This window comes from Pedobacter sp. CAN_A7, from assembly GCF_015752175.1.
Lineage (GTDB): Bacteria > Bacteroidota > Bacteroidia > Sphingobacteriales > Sphingobacteriaceae > Pedobacter.
Window position 1 is genome coordinate 32353 of sequence record NZ_JADOUW010000003.1, and the last position, 16232, is coordinate 48584.

Annotated in this window: 17 protein-coding genes; 11 read left to right on the forward strand and 6 right to left on the reverse strand. The window is 42.0% G+C overall.

The window, feature by feature from the left end:
* Positions 1-23: 23 nt before the first annotated feature.
* From IWX76_RS11585 to IWX76_RS11605, 5 genes are all read right to left on the reverse strand, one after another.
* The gene (locus IWX76_RS11585; protein ID WP_334641785.1) at positions 24-581 is read right to left on the reverse strand and encodes a hypothetical protein; all 558 of its coding nucleotides are present in this window, start codon (positions 579-581) and stop codon (positions 24-26) included.
* 146 nt (positions 582-727) lie between these two features.
* A complete protein-coding gene (locus IWX76_RS11590) occupies positions 728-2326 on the reverse strand; it encodes a carboxylesterase/lipase family protein (RefSeq protein ID WP_196860102.1) in 1599 nt (532 codons plus the stop codon).
* A 39-nt stretch (positions 2327-2365) separates the two neighbouring features.
* Positions 2366-3526: an aldo/keto reductase gene (locus IWX76_RS11595; RefSeq protein ID WP_196860103.1), complete on the reverse strand. Its 1161-nt coding sequence runs from the start codon at positions 3524-3526 to the stop codon at positions 2366-2368.
* 4 nt (positions 3527-3530) lie between these two features.
* Positions 3531-4013, reverse strand: a complete 483-nt coding sequence (locus IWX76_RS11600; protein WP_196860104.1) for a nuclear transport factor 2 family protein — start codon at positions 4011-4013, stop codon at positions 3531-3533.
* Positions 4014-4039: 26 nt separating this feature from the next.
* A complete protein-coding gene (locus tag IWX76_RS11605) occupies positions 4040-5245 on the reverse strand; it encodes a PQQ-dependent sugar dehydrogenase (RefSeq protein ID WP_334641788.1) in 1206 nt (401 codons plus the stop codon).
* A 289-nt stretch (positions 5246-5534) separates the two neighbouring features.
* Between IWX76_RS11605 and IWX76_RS11610 the strand changes: the two genes are divergently transcribed.
* On the forward strand, positions 5535-6593 hold the full coding sequence (locus IWX76_RS11610; protein ID WP_196860106.1) for a sensor histidine kinase: 1059 nt from the start codon (positions 5535-5537) through the stop codon (positions 6591-6593).
* Positions 6590-7345 carry a LytR/AlgR family response regulator transcription factor gene (locus IWX76_RS11615; protein ID WP_196860107.1) on the forward strand — a complete coding sequence of 252 codons (756 nt, stop codon included), beginning with the start codon at positions 6590-6592 and terminating at the stop codon, positions 7343-7345. Before IWX76_RS11610 ends, IWX76_RS11615 begins: the two co-directional genes overlap by 4 nt.
* 2 nt (positions 7346-7347) lie before the next feature.
* Here the strand turns inward: IWX76_RS11615 and IWX76_RS11620 are convergent, their stop codons facing one another.
* Positions 7348-8247 (reverse strand): helix-turn-helix domain-containing protein, encoded by a 900-nt coding sequence (locus IWX76_RS11620; RefSeq protein ID WP_196860108.1) that lies wholly within the window; start codon positions 8245-8247, stop codon positions 7348-7350.
* 161 nt (positions 8248-8408) lie between these two features.
* On the opposite strand from IWX76_RS11620, the gene IWX76_RS11625 reads away from it, so the two are divergent.
* The 9 genes from IWX76_RS11625 (at position 8409) to IWX76_RS11665 (ending at position 16214) form a co-directional block, all read left to right on the forward strand.
* A complete protein-coding gene (locus tag IWX76_RS11625) occupies positions 8409-9260 on the forward strand; it encodes an aldo/keto reductase (protein WP_196860109.1) in 852 nt (283 codons plus the stop codon).
* A gap of 18 nt (positions 9261-9278) precedes the next feature.
* Positions 9279-10262, forward strand: coding sequence for an aldo/keto reductase (locus tag IWX76_RS11630; protein ID WP_196860110.1), 984 nt, complete (start codon positions 9279-9281; stop codon positions 10260-10262).
* Positions 10263-10298: 36 nt separating this feature from the next.
* Positions 10299-10754 carry a cupin domain-containing protein gene (locus IWX76_RS11635; protein ID WP_196860111.1) on the forward strand — a complete coding sequence of 152 codons (456 nt, stop codon included), beginning with the start codon at positions 10299-10301 and terminating at the stop codon, positions 10752-10754.
* A complete protein-coding gene (locus tag IWX76_RS11640; protein WP_196860112.1) occupies positions 10741-11829 on the forward strand; it encodes an alpha/beta fold hydrolase in 1089 nt (362 codons plus the stop codon). Before IWX76_RS11635 ends, IWX76_RS11640 begins: the two co-directional genes overlap by 14 nt.
* A gap of 70 nt (positions 11830-11899) precedes the next feature.
* Positions 11900-12520, forward strand: a complete 621-nt coding sequence (locus IWX76_RS11645) for a flavodoxin family protein (protein WP_334641792.1) — start codon at positions 11900-11902, stop codon at positions 12518-12520.
* A gap of 9 nt (positions 12521-12529) precedes the next feature.
* Positions 12530-13270: a carboxymuconolactone decarboxylase family protein gene (locus IWX76_RS11650; RefSeq protein ID WP_196860113.1), complete on the forward strand. Its 741-nt coding sequence runs from the start codon at positions 12530-12532 to the stop codon at positions 13268-13270.
* 8 nt (positions 13271-13278) lie between these two features.
* The gene (locus tag IWX76_RS11655; protein ID WP_196860114.1) at positions 13279-14340 is read left to right on the forward strand and encodes an alpha/beta hydrolase; all 1062 of its coding nucleotides are present in this window, start codon (positions 13279-13281) and stop codon (positions 14338-14340) included.
* Positions 14341-14350: 10 nt separating this feature from the next.
* On the forward strand, positions 14351-14821 hold the full coding sequence (locus tag IWX76_RS11660) for a cupin domain-containing protein (protein ID WP_196860115.1): 471 nt from the start codon (positions 14351-14353) through the stop codon (positions 14819-14821).
* A 376-nt stretch (positions 14822-15197) separates the two neighbouring features.
* The gene (locus IWX76_RS11665) at positions 15198-16214 is read left to right on the forward strand and encodes a ligase-associated DNA damage response exonuclease (RefSeq protein ID WP_196860116.1); all 1017 of its coding nucleotides are present in this window, start codon (positions 15198-15200) and stop codon (positions 16212-16214) included.
* The last annotated feature ends 18 nt before the right edge of the window (positions 16215-16232 follow it).

Genomic DNA, 16232 nt, shown 5'->3' on the forward strand with positions numbered 1-16232 from the left:
TGCCTTGACGGTTTACAAAATGATTATTTCTCCAGTGGTGCAAAAGCACCGGTTTTCAGCCAGGTAATCCAGGCCTTTTTAAATTCGGCATGGGACATTGGCGGAAGGGTACGACCCTCTCCAGGGTTCCAACCAGCCAGAACCAGGTCGTCATCAGCATGCTCAATAAGTTTTTTAATATCCTTATGCCCATTCTGTTTAGGGTCGACAAGCTGTTTAGCCAGCTCATAAGGTGATCTGCCTTCAAATACCATTTTCATATCTGCAGGAGGTAAATGCCAGTCGGGGTTGCCCGGAGGCGTATGCAGACCAGGTGTGTTGGTAGGCTGATGGCAGTTCATGCACTTCATTGCAAAAACACCTTTTCCGTCATGGCCTCTTTTTGGCAGCATCGCATGAAGGTGACTGTCATCTCCCTGCAAAGGCACGTCTCCTGCAGGATGGCAATTCATGCAGCGTGGGCTCATCAATACAGCATACACCTTTTTAAAAGCCTTTACTGATTCAACACTGTCTTTTACCACTGTAGGCTTAGCCTGCGTTTTCTCTTCCTCGTTCCCAATTCCTGACCCAACGGCCATGAAACCTACTATTAATAATAGCACTGTCATTACAAGAAATGACCTAAATGTGCCCTTATGCCTGCTGGTATTAATTTGTTTGGCAATCATAATTTCCTTTTTATAATATTATTAGATACAGTTAATTAGTCATTGCTTGCACTTGCTTAATAAAGATTTCCAGTTGCAACAGCCTTTTCTACCAGATCCATTCTGGCTTTAACGGGGTCAGGCTTACCTACCGCTGACCCATCAGCCTGAATTTCTAATATTTCGGCTTTTTGAGTGATATATACTGGCCATTGTGGTAATCCTGCGCCATTAGGATTGCCTGTTTTAGCAAAGTTAGCCCAATAAGTGTTCATTGTTTTCGCCACTTCCTGATCCTTAGGCGTTATAGCTGCTCCATCCCGGCTTGCTATGTTATCAAATACATAGGAAATTTCTGATGCATGTGCCGCCCCAAAACGCATTCGTTGTTGTGAAGAAGGAGACACGTAAGAAAAAAGATACACATAAGCGGGCACTTTTTTCGAGGCAAACGCTTTTGCTGTAAAACGCGCTGGTTCTGCCCACACCTTATCTGTTATGACCATGGTGCGCATTTTAGCAAAGTCTGTAGTCCCATCGGGGTCATAAACCGCCTTTGCTTCAGCAGCCATGTCGCCGAATAAATTTAACAGCTCCTCTTTAGAATTTGCATTAATAAAGCCAGCTTCTATCTCGGCACTATTAGATCCTATCATTAGCGGAACCTTTGGTACTCTGCCTGCATTGTAGGCACTTTGAGCTGTTTCAACAACTAATTTGCCATCCAAAATAGGTCCGGAATAAATGGGGGCTCCACCAGGACCATCTGTTTCTTGCCCACCATCGATGATTTCCTCAACGCTAAGTCCACGTAATTTTGCAAGCGCAGCAGCATCAGTGCCTTCAATTCCGTGTTTCTTGGCAAAATTGACACCGATTATTTCTGCAGACACAGGATAATAGCGATCAGCATTCTCTTTATTTATAGATTTCCCCGTTAGCACACCATCACGGCCGCCTCCCGATTCGACAATTGCTTTATGAAAAAGCCCTCTTGCACTTGGGATCGTTAAAAGCGATTGAACAGACACACCACCTGCGGATTCACCGAAAATTGTTACGTTCTTCGGGTCACCGCCAAATGCCGAAATATGCTCTTGTATCCATTTGAGAGCCGCAATTTGATCCATATAGGCATAATTGCCTTTAAATTCCTCCGGTTTTTCCTTACTTAGCGCTGGGAATGCGAAAAAGCCTAGACGACCAAGGCGATAGTTGATTGTGATCAGCATGACTCCTTGTTTAGCAAACCTAACACCTGAATAACCGGGTTGAGCACCGCTTCCAAACACAAAAGCTCCACCATAAATCCAAACCATTACGGGTAGTTTTGAATTTGGCGAAACGTTAGCCGGACGCCAGATATTTAAGAACAAGCAATCTTCTGCCGAAGTTGAAGAAATCTTATTACCATCACGGGGAAACCCCATTTGTGCAGGGTCTGCACCAAATTTTGTCGCATCCCTTATGCCCTGCCATGCTGGAAATGGCTGAGGTGGACGCCAACGATTTGCTCCGGTAGGTGCAGCAGCATATGGAATTCCTTTAAAAATGGAGACATCACCCTCAGTCACCCCTTTCAAAATCCCCAAACTTGTTTTTACTGTTGGTGCAGCTTCTTGAGCATGAATTGAACAATTAATAAATAGGCTCAATCCCAATAAAAAGTACTTCATAATTTTTTGATTACCTGTATAACATTTGGGTAGAAAAGTTTAATTTTTTGTCGGTGCCTCCACGTCAGAAAAGTTCAGTACCGCTTGAGGTAAACGCATGCCTTTTATGGAGATGCCAGCTAATTCCTGATTAAATAGCTTTAACTCTGGCGCAGACAATTTAATATCAGCTGCCGAAGCGTTCTCTAACATATGTGGCATCTGTGTAGTTCCAGGAATTGGCACAATCCATGGCTTTTGCGCCAATAGCCATGCTAAAGAAATTTGTCCGGGCGTTGCACTTTTCTTTTCCGCCCATGTCTTTAGTAGTTTGACAAGTGCAAGATTATTTGGCAGGTTTTCAGGAGAGAAGCGGGATTCCATGCCACGTATATCCCCGGGAGCAAAGCGAGTGCTTTCGTCAATTGCACCGGTCAAAAATCCTACGCCAAGTGGACTCCAGCATACAAAGCCAATCTCCAATTCCTCACAAAGCGGAATTATCGTTTCTTCAGGCCCGCGCCATAATAACGAATATTCGTTTTGAATAGCCGTAACCGGGTGGATTGCATGCGCGCGTCTAACGGTTTGTTCCCCGGGCTCGGATAGCCCATAATGTAGGACTTTACCTTCTCCTATCAAATCTTTTATAGCTCCAACAACATCCTCAATAGGAATGGCCGGGTCTACACGGTGCTGATACAATAAGTCAATGCGATCGGTCCGAAGACGTTTCAGCATGCCTTCTACCACTTCCTTGATATGGTTAGGCTGACTGTTCAAACCAGGCAAACGTTGCCCGGTCTTTTGATCAATATTCCATCCGTACTTTGTTTCAATAACAATCTTATTTCTGAAAGATGAGGTAGCTTCGCCAAGAATCCGTTCACATTCAAAAGGGCCATACGCTTCTGCGGTGTCAAATAAGGTTACCCCTGTTTCATAGGCTTTCCTGATGATGTTTATCATCTCAGGTCTTGAGGGAATAGTGGTCTGGTAGGTTCGGTGCATATTCTGAACCCCAAGACCAATGCTTGAAACTTCAAGTTTACCTAGTTTTCTACGTGCTGTTAATGATTTATCATGAGTGGGTGCGGGTTGCTCAGGTGACGCATTTGAAATTCCTGGCAACATTGCTGCGCCAACAAGGGCTAAGCCGCCTTTAAGCACACTACGGCGATTCATAGCATGTGAGTTATTATTATCTTCTGGATTATGCATAGCACTATTTTTTATCAGACTGCAGTTTAACCGGCCTTGAAAGTTTCGAGAAGGTGAGTGAACCCATTTTCCACTTACCATTTTCCTTAATATACACTTCGGTCACCATAAAGGCATTGATAACCTCATTGCTACCCAGTACCGCTACTAAGTCGATATCATTTAACAGAATGGCGGTATTACCAAATAGCTTAACTGAAGCAGAATAAACCTCAGCCTTTTTATAGTGTATACCCCCTGATTTGATGACATCAAGCTCCCTTTCTGTTCCCCAGCTGCCACCCATGTGCACAAACATCGCCTTAGCATCAAATAACAGACTCAAAGAATCTACATTTTTATCGGACATCCATTGCCATTTCTTTTTGGACAAGTCCAAAACTTCTTGTTCTGACTTTGTTGGCGTGCTAGATGTGCTATTTGACTGCGCACTTGCGGCCTGAAAGCCTGCACTAAACATCAATAAGGTGAAAATTACTTTTTTCATATAACTTTATTTTACTATTTAAATGATCATTCTCTATCTAACTTGTACAATCTCCCCTGGTCTGTAATGGCATACAATGCACCATCAGTACCTTGAGTAATGTCACGAAAGCGCTGACTTTCAGCGGCCAATAGTCGTTCTTCTCCGATAACTAAATTATTTTCAATGACCAGCCGAACGATATGCATGCCACTAAGAGCACCAATAAAAAGGTTATTTCGCCATTCCTGTATTCGGTCGCTATTGTAAAAAGTCATACCGCTAGGTGAAACTACTGGATCCCAATAATAAACAGGTTGCGTCATACCATCTCTTTGCTGACTACCGGTTAGCACTGGCTGTCCGCTATATTCAAGGCCATAAGTAATAACAGGCCAGCCGTAATTTGCACCAGCCTGAATACGGTTTAATTCATCTCCGCCACGTGGACCATGTTCGCTCAACCATAATTCTCCGGTAACTGGGTGTACTGCAAGTCCCTGTGGATTCCGGTGGCCGATAGAATATAATTCTGGCAATGCACCAGCTTGTCCAGCAAAGGGGTTGCCAACAACCGCTTGCCCATCTGTGGAAATTCTAATTACTTTTCCAATAGAAGCGGCCGTGGATTGTGCCTGTGCGCGGGTTGCATTATCCGCACGCTCCCCGGTGCTAATAAACAGATTACCAGCGGCATCAAACACCACTCTTCCTCCGTAATGATTTACTCCGGCATAAGCAGGACTTGAGCGATAAATAATAATGGCTGCCTCAATAGATTGCTCATTGTCAGCCAGCCTTCCTTTTGCAATACTTGTTCTGTTCCCTCCAGTACCTGGCTCAGAAAAAGACCAATAGATCATCCGATTTACATTAAAGTTCGGGTCCAAACATATTCCTAACAACCCCCCCTGTCCATTAGAATTGACTGGGGGTATGCCTGTAATTGCCTCACTAACAGCTCCTGAACCACTTACCATCCGCATTCTGCCAGCTTTTTCAGTTACAATGAATCTTCCGTCTGACAAAGCAGCTATTCCCCATGGAGCAGTTAGTGATGAAGTGAGTATGGTTGAACGAATTCTTGTGGCAGTGATAACTCCTTCAATTCGGGTCTGACCGGTAAAAGCAGGGCTGTAATTTGAATTGGCAGGATTTCTTTCTACAGGTGAACCACCTGTTGTTGGGTTTGTTGGCACTACTGGTGCGGGTTCTTCAGTAATAACATCTTTCTTTTTAGAGCAAGACAGCATTATTAATGTGCATCCCCAAATAAATATAGTTTTCCGAATTGTCCTTTTTAATAATTGGCTCATACTCAAAGCAAAACATTTTAAAGTAATATAACTATATTAATAGACCGTTTTAGGATTTTCGTAGATGGTCTGCGTTTTTCTATCGACGACTATAAATCAAGGAAGCCCATCGATGATTTATGCACATTCATCTATGCAATTCGCTCAGCTGTATAATAGTTATTGCAACTTCCAAATAAAATGAACTCTTTTGCAGGCTTATAACATTATAAGATACAGGACATTCATGACAATTTATCAGCGGATTTTCCGTACAATATATAGCATTGACTTTATTGCCATTATTGCACTTATTATCGGATTTTTTTTTCCTTTGACTCGGGATGTGGAAATGCCAGCCGTTTTTTGGATTAAACAGCTAATAGAATACACCTTGTACGTAATTTTCTATTTCGGAAATGTTCACTTTCTTTTTCCAAAACTAGCCAATAAAAAGTATGGGTTCTTGTATTTTATTGTACTATGCTTGCTTATATACCTGGTTCCAATAGTACTTCGCTGGGTCAGAAACATTACTGACCTTTATCCGGCACTAACCGATGTTTATGCTTCTGCAGGTTATCCTTATCGCCCAAGTGACCACTGGGACACCACAGTTGTTATCGCTATTTTAACGATCGTGCTCGCAGGAAGTTATTTTTCAGCGATGGCGAAAAAAATGCACAAAAATGAGCTTGCTTACGAGGCATCTGAGCGGGAAAGGATAAGTGCCGAACTATCCTTCTTAAAAGCTCAGATAAATCCCCATTTCTTTTTTAATACCTTGCACACCATATATGCGTTGATGGATACCGATCAGCCTGCTGCAAAAAGTTCCATATACAATCTATCCCATATGATGCGCTATGTATTATATGACACAAAGAATGACAGGACCTCTCTAAACAAGGAGATTGGATTTATCGAGGATTATATTGCACTGATGAAAGTGCGTATATCAGATGAAGTACAGATCATCGTTGATAAGCAAACGCCGATGTCCGACATGAAAATTGTTCCCATGCTGCTACTCCCCTTCATTGAAAATGCATTCAAACATGGAATCAGTGCCATAGAACCGAGCTATATATTCATTGGGATTGCAATGACTGATACAGAATTTATATTCGAAGTGCGGAACTCACTTTTTGAAGACCTGGGCAAACAGCTTGATGCCGATCAAGGAATTGGTATAGCTAATACCAGGCGACGGCTGGATTTGTTGTATGCCGGAAAATACAGTTTGGATATTGAAAGTGATACATTTGCAAAGGAATACAGTATAACCCTAACCATTCTGAAATGATCATACAATGTATTGCCGTAGACGATGAGCCTGCTGCGTTAACGCTAGTAAGCTCATATATCAGCCAAACACCGTTTTTGGAATTGGTTGCCAAATTTAACAATGCCCTGGATGCTTTGAAGCACATTCATGCAAACCCTGGACTGCAGTTAATCTTTCTTGATATTCGCATGGCTAATCTAAACGGCGTTGAGCTTGCCCGAATCATCGAGCAATCCGACAAAAGAAAGAGCCTTAGAGTAATTTTTACTACCGCTTACGACCAGTATGCGTTGGAAGGTTTTCGCGTCGATGCACTAGATTATATGGTAAAGCCATTTAGTTTTGTTGACTTTTCAAAAGCGGCAGCGAAAGCTTTCGACTATTTTACGATGATGGAAGGAAACCAAAACCAGCCTGACCGAATTGTTACCCAAGTGGACGAGGTTAAACACTCCGTTTATGTAAAAGTGGAACATCAGCTTGTAAGAGTAGAGATAGAGGATATATTATATATTGAAAGTTTAAAAGATTACGTTAAAATCTACCTCAAGCAAACAGAAAAACCTTTACTGACGCTTACCAGCTTAAAAAAGCTTCAGGAAAAATTACCTGGCAATCAATTTTTAAGATTACACCGCTCATTCATAGTGTCTACTGCAGCTATAAAATCTGCTACCAAAACATCAGTTCTCGTCGGGGATACTACAATTTATGTAAGCGAACAATTTAAAGAATCGTTTAATTTATTCCTGAACAAGTGGATACTATAACACTATCCATTCATGGTACGGTATTCGTTTGGCGTGCTCCCTACCCGCTTTTTAAAAAGCCGGATAAAATGCTGTGGATACTTAAATCCTAAATCGTATGCAATTTCACTTACAGTTTTGTCACCTTCGAAAATTTTATCCTTAGCAACATCAATAATTTTCTCCTGAATAAAATCCTGCGCGGTCTTACCGGTCTCCTTTTTAATCAGGTCTCCGAAATAGTTCGCTGAAAAATGAAGTTCTTCCGCACAATAAGCTACTGAAGGCAGGCCAATAGAATAAGGTTTCTCTGAATCAAAATAACCATTAAGCAAGCCCTCAAAGTTTTCTAAAACGCCTTTATTTGCGGCATCTCTGGTAATGAACTGACGATCGTAAAACCGGTCGCAGTAATTGAGCAGCAATTCGATAGTAGAGGCGATTAATTTTTTACTGTGTTTATCAATAGACTGCTGAATTTCGCTGTTAATCTTTGCAAATAAATCTAATACCAACTGGCGTTCTTTTGATGACAAGTGCAACGCTTCATTCGTATAGTAGCTGAAAAAATTATATTCACTGAAAGTTTTCGCAAGGGATGTTCCTCGTATCAAGTCAGGGTGAAAAACCAAGGCGTGCCCCTTGGGCTGATAAATGTCTACTTTATTTTCTACGTCTACAATTTGTCCCGGAGATATAAAAGCCAATGTCCCTTCCTGGTAGTCATAATAGTGACGTCCGTATTTTAAATCGCCACATTTCACATCTTTCAGGAAAACACAATAAAGTTCAAAATTCATTTTCGAACCTGTTCGTTCTGCTGCTTTAGAGAAATCAATTACACTAACTAGCGGATGCAGCGTCTCGTGGTTGTTAAAAGCATTGTATTCACTGATTGTTTTAAAGTTATATTCCTTTTCCATAGCACTATGTCTTTGCCTATACAAACTTAATGAATTCGGTAGTGTTAGCATAGAAATGTAAGTGCCATCAGTAAGATTGGTAGTTAAAACAGGAATCTGTATACTTCCCACGCGTGTTATTGGCGGATATTTGTAATAGTAATTGTATTTAAATTTATTGCATGGAATCAGTTAGATTAAATAATGGTATAGAAATGCCCATACTAGGTTTTGGGGTATTCCAGGTAACAGATCTGGCAGAATGTGAGCGCAGTGTTTTGGATGCTATAGCTACTGGATATCGTCTAATCGACACTGCAGCCTCCTATATGAATGAAGAGGCCGTAGGAAGGGCCATCAAGAACAGTGATGTTCCTAGAGAGGAGCTGTTTATCACCACCAAACTTTGGATACAATCTCAGGGTTACATGGGCACCAAAAAAGCTTTCGAATACTCGTTAAAAAAACTTCAACTCGAATATTTAGATCTGTATTTGATTCATCAACCTTTTGGTGATGTGTATGGAGAATGGCGTGCTATGGAAGAGTTATATAAAGAAGGTAAAGTCAGCGCTATCGGCGTAAGTAATTTTCAGCCTGACCGCCTGATCGACCTGATCATTCACAATGAAGTGGCCCCTGCTGTAAACCAAATTGAGACCCATCCTTTTCACCAGCAAGTTTATTCGCACAGCTTTTTGAAAGAGAACAATGTGCAGATCGAATCCTGGGGCCCTTTTGCTGAAGGTAAAAATAATATCTTTCAAAACGAGGTACTTGGTTCTATCGCGAACAGGCACAACAAAACCATTGCTCAAGTGGTTCTCCGCTGGCTTACCCAACAGGGTGTAGTCGCCATTCCAAAGTCGGTTCGCAAAGAACGCATGGAGGAAAATTTTGACATTTTCGATTTCCAGTTGAGTAGCGAAGAAATGGAAATCATCAAAACTTTAGACACCAATACCAGTAGCTTTTTTGACCACCGCGATCCTGCAATGGTCAAGTGGCTGGGCGAAAGAAAACTGGATCAGTAAACATTTATAATAAAGAGAATGGAAAAGAGAATATTAGGTAAAAGCGGACTGGAAGTATCGGCACTTGGACTGGGATGTATGGGATTGAGTTTCGGATATGGTCCTGCAGCTGATAAGACCACAGCCATCGAATTAATAAGGGCTGCCTTCCAGCATGGCGTGACCTTCTTTGACACGGCAGAAGTTTATGGCCCATATACCAATGAAGCGGTGCTGGGCGAAGCGGTTTCCCCCTTTCGCAACGAGATTGTTCTTGCTACTAAGTTTGGCTTTAAGAATGCTCAAACAAGTGAAGGACTTGACAGTCGCCCGGAAAGCATACGTGCAGTTGCTGAAGCCTCATTAAAAAGGTTACGCACTGATCGTATTGATCTTTTCTATCAACACCGTGTTGATCCCGGCGTTCCAATGGAAGACGTTGCTGGAACGGTTAAGGATTTGATTGCCGAAGGTAAAGTAAAACATTTTGGTCTTTCCGAAGCTGGCATTCAGTCCATCAGAAAAGCACATGCCGTGCAGCCTGTCGCAGCTTTGCAGAGTGAATATTCCCTCTGGTGGCGCGAACCTGAAAAAGAAATCCTGCCGGTGCTGGAAGAACTTGGAATCGGCTTTGTTCCTTTCAGTCCGCTCGGCAAGGGGTTTTTGACAGGAAAAATTGATGAAAACACCAATTTTGATAAAACAGATTTTCGCAACACCGTACCAAGATTTTCTGAAGACAACCGTAAAGCCAATCAGGTGCTGGTAGACTTACTTGCAACGATAGCAAATAAGCAAAATGCAACTGAAGCACAAATTGCACTTGCGTGGTTGCTGGCTCAAAAGCCATATATTGTTCCAATTCCAGGTACAACGAAATTGCATCGCCTGGAAGAAAACATCGGCGCTGCCCAAGTTCAATTATTAGCGCAAGATTTGATCGAAATTGAAGCAGCTGTATCTAAAATTGAAGTAAAAGGTCATCGGTACACAGAGCAAAGCCAAAAAATGATTGGTAAATAGCGTTTATGAGTGGAATCAGTTAAAATTAAAAAAACTATGAAGAATTCAATATTAGCAATTTGCCTGTTAGGGGCTTTGGCAGGGTGCAAAAGCGCACCTGAAGAAACCCCCATTTTTCCAAAAGGAGAAAAATCACCTAATGTTAACCATACCGGAAATGTTTGGCTTAGGGAGCTCAACCATGCGGATAGTGTATTTAGTTACGGCACCTCAGTTGCGATATCTGATCCCGATGCACGCTTGAACTGGCACGTACATCCTGGCGGTCAGATCCTGATCGTTACTGAAGGTGAAGGCTACTACCAGGAAAGGAATAAACCTAAAAGGACAATAAAAAAAGGTGACGTGATCAAATGTTTACCAGGGATTGAACACTGGCACGGTGCAACGCCTGATCAAGGCGTAACCTACATCGCTACATCGCCCGCGGAAAAAGGGAAAACCATTTGGCTGGACAAAGTTTCTGATGAAGATTATTATGGAAAAAAGTAGGCTTGTTCTCGCGTTAAGCGTCATTTCAGTGTTTCTCTCCGCATGTAACACGATAAAGCAACATGCTGCGTCCGGCCCTTTAATGATTAAAGAGCAGGGCAGCTTTGCCATCGGAGGTACTCAGAAAAAAGAACCCGGAACGTTCGATTTGAAAGATGCCCTTAAACCCGCTGGTCAAACCTTCCACGGTGATCATGCTTATGTATTTTACCAAATAGCTGCATCATCTAAACGTTATCCGATGGTCTTCTTACACGGCGCCGGACAATCAAAAAAAACCTGGGAAACCACACCTGATGGCCGTGATGGGTTTCAGAATATTTTCCTGAGAAAAGGTTACAGCATATACCTGCTCGATCAGCCACGTCGAGGTGCAGCGGGTAAAAGTATGGTTGCCTCATCTGTTTCTCCAGTTGCCGATGAGCAGTTTTGGTTTACACAATTTAGAATTGGCAACTACCCCGACTATTTTCCTGGAGTTCAGTTTCCTAAAGATACTGCCGCCTTGGAGCAGTTCTACAGGCAAATGACGCCTAACACAGGTCCATTTGATGCTGATGTTATTTCAAATGCAATCTCCCGATTGATTGATAAACTTGATGGAGGTATTTTAATAACACATTCCCAGGGAGGTGGTCCGGGTTGGAGCACAGCAATAAAAAATGCTAAAGTTAAAGCGATTATAGCATATGAACCCTACAGCGGCTTTGTATTCCCTAAAGGTGAACTACCACAACCGATAAAATCGTCAGGTCTCTTCGGAGAACTTAAAGGTACAGAAATACCCTTGTATGATTTTATTAAACTAACCAAACTCCCTATTGTCATCTACTATGGTGATAATATTGCAAAAGAAACCTCTACGGTGTGGAATAAAGATCACTGGCGATCTGGCCTGGAAATGGCGAAAATTTGGGCAGCAACCATTAATAAACATGGAGGGGATGCAAAAGTGGTGCATTTACCTGAGATAGGAATTAATGGTAATACCCATTTTCCGTTTTCAGATCTGAATAACATCCAAATCGCTGATTTGCTTTCCGATTGGTTAAAAGAAAAAGGTCTGGATAAGTAACATTGGTTACTATCTCTGTAATCCGTCTACATTAAGCGCTGCATTTGTCCGGACCTTTGTAATCAAAGAAATGAAAATGAAAACGATACTCAAATTTTGCATCCTCTTGACGGCAACGAGCTGCTTGTTTTCCAGTTGTTCTAAAGCGCAGCGCCCAGTTACTGATCTCAATGAAAAGGTGCTAATCATTTATTTATCAAGGACAAAAAACACTAAAGCTATTGCCGAGATTATCCAGAAGAAGGTAGGTGGAAAACTGGTTTCCTTGGAACTGGAAAAACCCTATCCTGAAAATTATCAAGCTATTGTGGATCAGGTAGCAAAAGAAAATAGTAGCGGCTATTTGCCTCCCCTTAAAACTAAAATCGACAGCATAGAGAAGTACGATATAATTTTTTTAGGTTTTCCAACCTGGGGTATGCAGCTGCCACCCCCAATGAAAAGTTTCCTTACCAAGCACAATTTTAAAGGGAAAACCCTTATACCATTTAATACGAATGCGGGCTATGGCATAGGAAGCACATTTCAAACTGTAAAAGATCTGGCTCCATCGAGCAACATCCTGGAGGGATTCTCCACGCAGGGAGGAAAAGAACGGGACGGGATTTATTTTGTGATGGAAGGTGAAAAAGAAAAGCAGGCGGATGCTGAAATACAAAAATGGTTACAAAAAATTGAAATAGTTAAATAGAATAGGTAAATGAAAATATTAAAGAACAAATCGCTCTGCATTTTAATGGTACTGACGGTAGCCATCTTTTCGAAAACTGATGCACAAGAGCCGAATATGGAAGACTCTTTAAATCCTAAACAACAAAATATCATTGCGATTTCTGCACAAACTGCAAAAGGTGATCTGACATCATTAAGGGGCAATTTGAATGCTGGACTGGATGCCGGACTGACCGTAAATGAAATTAAGGAAGCTATACTGCATACCTATGCCTATTGCGGGTTCCCACGTAGCATTCGCGGGTTACAAACCTTTATGACTGTGTTGGACGAACGTAAAGCCAAAGGTATTAATGACGTCTTGGGCGCTGAAGCATCGCCAATTACAGATAAAGGCAGTAAATATGATCGTGGAAAAGCGATATTGGAAAACTTAACAGGTGTAAAAGAAACCGGGCCAAAAAAAGGCTATGCAGCTTTTGCGCCTGCCATGGAAGTCTTTCTTAAAGAGCATCTGTTTGCAGACATTTTTGAACGGGATGTGCTAACATTTAAAGACCGTGAACTAGTAACAATAGCTGTTATCAGTAGTATTGGCGAAGCTGAACCTATGTTACGTTCACATTTAGCCATATGTCTAAATGTTGGTTTAACTCCTAACCAGCTACAGCAATTTGTTGAGGTCATCAGACCTATCATTGGAAAAAAGAAGGGCAAGTCTGCTCAAAAAGTGTTGAATGAAGTCTTAGCTGACAAAAACAAAGAATAAAAAACGAAATGAAAAAAATAACTTCAGTAATCGTATTGGCAATGTCTATGGTAACATTGGACACAGTGAAAGCGCAATCTCCTCAAAAGGTGCGTCAGCAAAATCCATATACACTGGTATATGAAGGAGCTGTTACTAAAAATGAGAAGGGAAAGGTGAATATTCATCCCGTAAAATACAAGCTAAACGGAATAGTTATCGCTGCTCATGTTTATACACCGGCAAACTATAATGATAATAGTAAATTTCCGGCTATTGTTGTCGCACATCCAAATGGTGGAATAAAAGAACAAACAGCAGGGCTATATGCGCAACGTTTAGCAGAGGCTGGTTACATAACCATCGCTGCTGATGCGGCTTACCAGGGCGCAAGTGGCGGAGAACCACGTCATACGGACAAACCTGCAAATCGTGTTGAGGATATTCATGGTATGGCTGACTATATTACCCGGTACCCTGGCGTAGATACGAACAGTTTAGGTGTTCTAGGTATATGTGGTGGTGGTGGTTATACTTTAAAAGCAGCACAAAGCGACAAACGTTTTAAAGCAGTGGCCACGTTAAGTATGTTCAACTCAGGAGAGGTAAGGCGGAATGGCTTTCAAAACTCACAGGTAGCCACAATTCAGGAGCGTTTACAGAAAGCAACAGATGCCCGTGAACAGGAAGCAGCCGGGGGTAAAATAATTTATGCTGGCGTGGCGAGTATTACAGATGAGGAGATAGCAAAGACCTCAACGGACCTGTATCGTGAGGGATATGAATATTATTACCGTACCCACACACATCCGAATTCAACCTTTTTGTATACCATGAGCAGCATGCTTGACTTAATGACCTGGGATGCTACCACAAATATGGATCTGATCAATCAACCGCTGCTAATGATGGCAGGCAGCAAGGCGGATACAAAATATATGACAGATGAAGCATTTAGCAAAGCGACTAATGCAAAAAGCAAGGAACTATTTGTTATTGATGGAGCCACCCATATACAAAGCTACTGGAAACCAGAATATGTGGGGCAAGCCGTAAACAAACTGCTTCAATTTTATAAAGTCAATCTTTAATATTAGAACTATGAAATTTAAATCAAAATACGTTTTTCTAGTTGTAGCCGCCTTTATTATGGCCTGCGCCAAAGATCAAAAAACCGTAGATACAGCATCCGCTCTTTTTCTTAAAGGAGATAAAAACACCAATGATAATTTTGTAGGTGAAGTTTGGGTGAAGTCCCTTGTTGAGGCAGATAGCTTAAATGAAACAGCAGTTGGGAATGTAACCTTTGCTCCCGGAGCAAGAAGCAAGTGGCATTCGCATCCGGCTGGTCAAATTATATTAGCGACAGAAGGAGTGGGATACTATCAGGAAAAAGGTAAGGCAAAAGTTATCCTTAAAAAAGGAGATGTGGTTAAATGCCCCCCTAACCTGCCCCATTGGCATGGTGCAAGCGCAGAAACGAAGTTTGTGCAGGTTGCAATAACTAGTCGGCAAAATGGACCTACTGTATGGCTTGAGAACGTGACGGATAGTGTATATCTGTCAAAATAGCCCTTTAAGAGAAAGTAATTGGTTATGTTACCTTGACACAAGGCGAAATCCAATTGTGAAATAATACTGGTTCGGCCAAAATGTTGGGCATTCGTATAGAATGCCCAAATGCATTTGGTTATCCTAAATCATTTAAAACAGATTCTGGTGTTCGAACACCAACTAACTGTATTTCTTCAAAAGCCTGACGAAATGTTATAAGTTCTTCAGACGTGAAACGTACGATGATGGACCTTATATTCTCCTGAACGTGGTGAAGTTTTGTAGTACCGATAATTGCTATAGTAACTTCATAGTTTACAGTAATAAAGATGTTAGCATGAAATCCTTTTGACCGTTAAAGAACTTTTACGGGCAAGCTGCTGTTTATACGGATATGGCACTCCTGAAATTTACAGATAAGGGCATTTATGTTCCGCAAGGCGATTTTTACATCGACCCCTGGAAACCGGTGAAGCTGGCGGTGATTACCCATGGACATGCCGATCATGCTTACTGGGGCAATGACGCCTACCTCTGCCACGAACTTTGCAAACCTATATTATTGCAGCGTCTGGGCGATGTGCAGGTTCAAACCCTGCCCTATGACCAGCAACTTGATATAAATGGCGTTAAGGTAAGTCTTTTCCCCGCAGGTCATGTAATCGGCTCGGCACAAATTCGCCTGGAATACAAAGGAGAAGTTGCGGTAGTATCAGGCGATTATAAGGTGGAGTACGATGGCATCAGTACGGCGTTTGAACCAGTAAAATGCCATACTTTCGTGACGGAAAGCACTTTTGGGTTACCAATATATACCTGGAAACCTCAGGAAACGATATTTAAGTCGATTAAAGACTGGGCGACAGCTAACCGGGAACAGGGTAAAACCACTGTTTTAATAGCTTATAGCCTGGGCAAGGCGCAGCGGCTGATTAAAAACCTAAGCAATCATGGCGATATTTATGTGCATAATGCCATTGCCAACCTCAATGAACGTTTTATAGCGGCTGGTGTCGACCTGCCAGAAACCATCAGGATTACGCCAGAAATTAAAAAGGAAACCCTGCAACAAGGTATTTTGATTGTTCCCCCGGCATTAGCGGAAGGCAAATGGATTAAAACGCTGCAGCAGGCCGCCACGGGTATCTGTTCTGGCTGGATGCAGGTTCGCGCCGGTCGCCGGTGGAAAAGTGCTGATGCGGGTTTTGCACTCAGTGACCATGCCGATTGGCCTGGTCTGCTTTCGGCCATCAAAGCTACAGAAGCCGAACAGGTGTATGTTACCCATGGCTTCACGTCCACATTTTCCAGGTATCTGAATGAAATTGGCATTTCGGCTGATGAAGTCAAAACTCAATACGGTAATGAAGAAGAAGAACCCGAAACGGCAGTATTAACTTCAGCAGAATAAATTATTAACCTCAACAGC

Excerpts from the sequence above, each read along its gene's own strand:
- IWX76_RS11585 (WP_334641785.1), bottom strand. The coding sequence starts at position 581 with ATGGCCGTTGGGTCAGGAATTGGGAACGAGGAAGAGAAAACGCAGGCT.
- IWX76_RS11590 (WP_196860102.1), bottom strand. The coding sequence starts at position 2,326 with ATGAAGTACTTTTTATTGGGATTGAGCCTATTTATTAATTGTTCAATT.
- IWX76_RS11595 (WP_196860103.1), bottom strand. The coding sequence starts at position 3,526 with ATGCATAATCCAGAAGATAATAATAACTCACATGCTATGAATCGCCGT.
- IWX76_RS11600 (WP_196860104.1), bottom strand. The coding sequence starts at position 4,013 with ATGAAAAAAGTAATTTTCACCTTATTGATGTTTAGTGCAGGCTTTCAG.
- IWX76_RS11605 (WP_334641788.1), bottom strand. The coding sequence starts at position 5,245 with ATGCTGTCTTGCTCTAAAAAGAAAGATGTTATTACTGAAGAACCCGCA.
- IWX76_RS11610 (WP_196860106.1), top strand. The coding sequence starts at position 5,535 with ATGACAATTTATCAGCGGATTTTCCGTACAATATATAGCATTGACTTT.
- IWX76_RS11615 (WP_196860107.1), top strand. The coding sequence starts at position 6,590 with ATGATCATACAATGTATTGCCGTAGACGATGAGCCTGCTGCGTTAACG.
- IWX76_RS11620 (WP_196860108.1), bottom strand. The coding sequence starts at position 8,247 with ATGGAAAAGGAATATAACTTTAAAACAATCAGTGAATACAATGCTTTT.
- IWX76_RS11625 (WP_196860109.1), top strand. The coding sequence starts at position 8,409 with ATGGAATCAGTTAGATTAAATAATGGTATAGAAATGCCCATACTAGGT.
- IWX76_RS11630 (WP_196860110.1), top strand. The coding sequence starts at position 9,279 with ATGGAAAAGAGAATATTAGGTAAAAGCGGACTGGAAGTATCGGCACTT.
- IWX76_RS11635 (WP_196860111.1), top strand. The coding sequence starts at position 10,299 with ATGAAGAATTCAATATTAGCAATTTGCCTGTTAGGGGCTTTGGCAGGG.
- IWX76_RS11640 (WP_196860112.1), top strand. The coding sequence starts at position 10,741 with ATGGAAAAAAGTAGGCTTGTTCTCGCGTTAAGCGTCATTTCAGTGTTT.
- IWX76_RS11645 (WP_334641792.1), top strand. The coding sequence starts at position 11,900 with ATGAAAATGAAAACGATACTCAAATTTTGCATCCTCTTGACGGCAACG.
- IWX76_RS11650 (WP_196860113.1), top strand. The coding sequence starts at position 12,530 with ATGAAAATATTAAAGAACAAATCGCTCTGCATTTTAATGGTACTGACG.
- IWX76_RS11655 (WP_196860114.1), top strand. The coding sequence starts at position 13,279 with ATGAAAAAAATAACTTCAGTAATCGTATTGGCAATGTCTATGGTAACA.
- IWX76_RS11660 (WP_196860115.1), top strand. The coding sequence starts at position 14,351 with ATGAAATTTAAATCAAAATACGTTTTTCTAGTTGTAGCCGCCTTTATT.
- IWX76_RS11665 (WP_196860116.1), top strand. The coding sequence starts at position 15,198 with ATGGCACTCCTGAAATTTACAGATAAGGGCATTTATGTTCCGCAAGGC.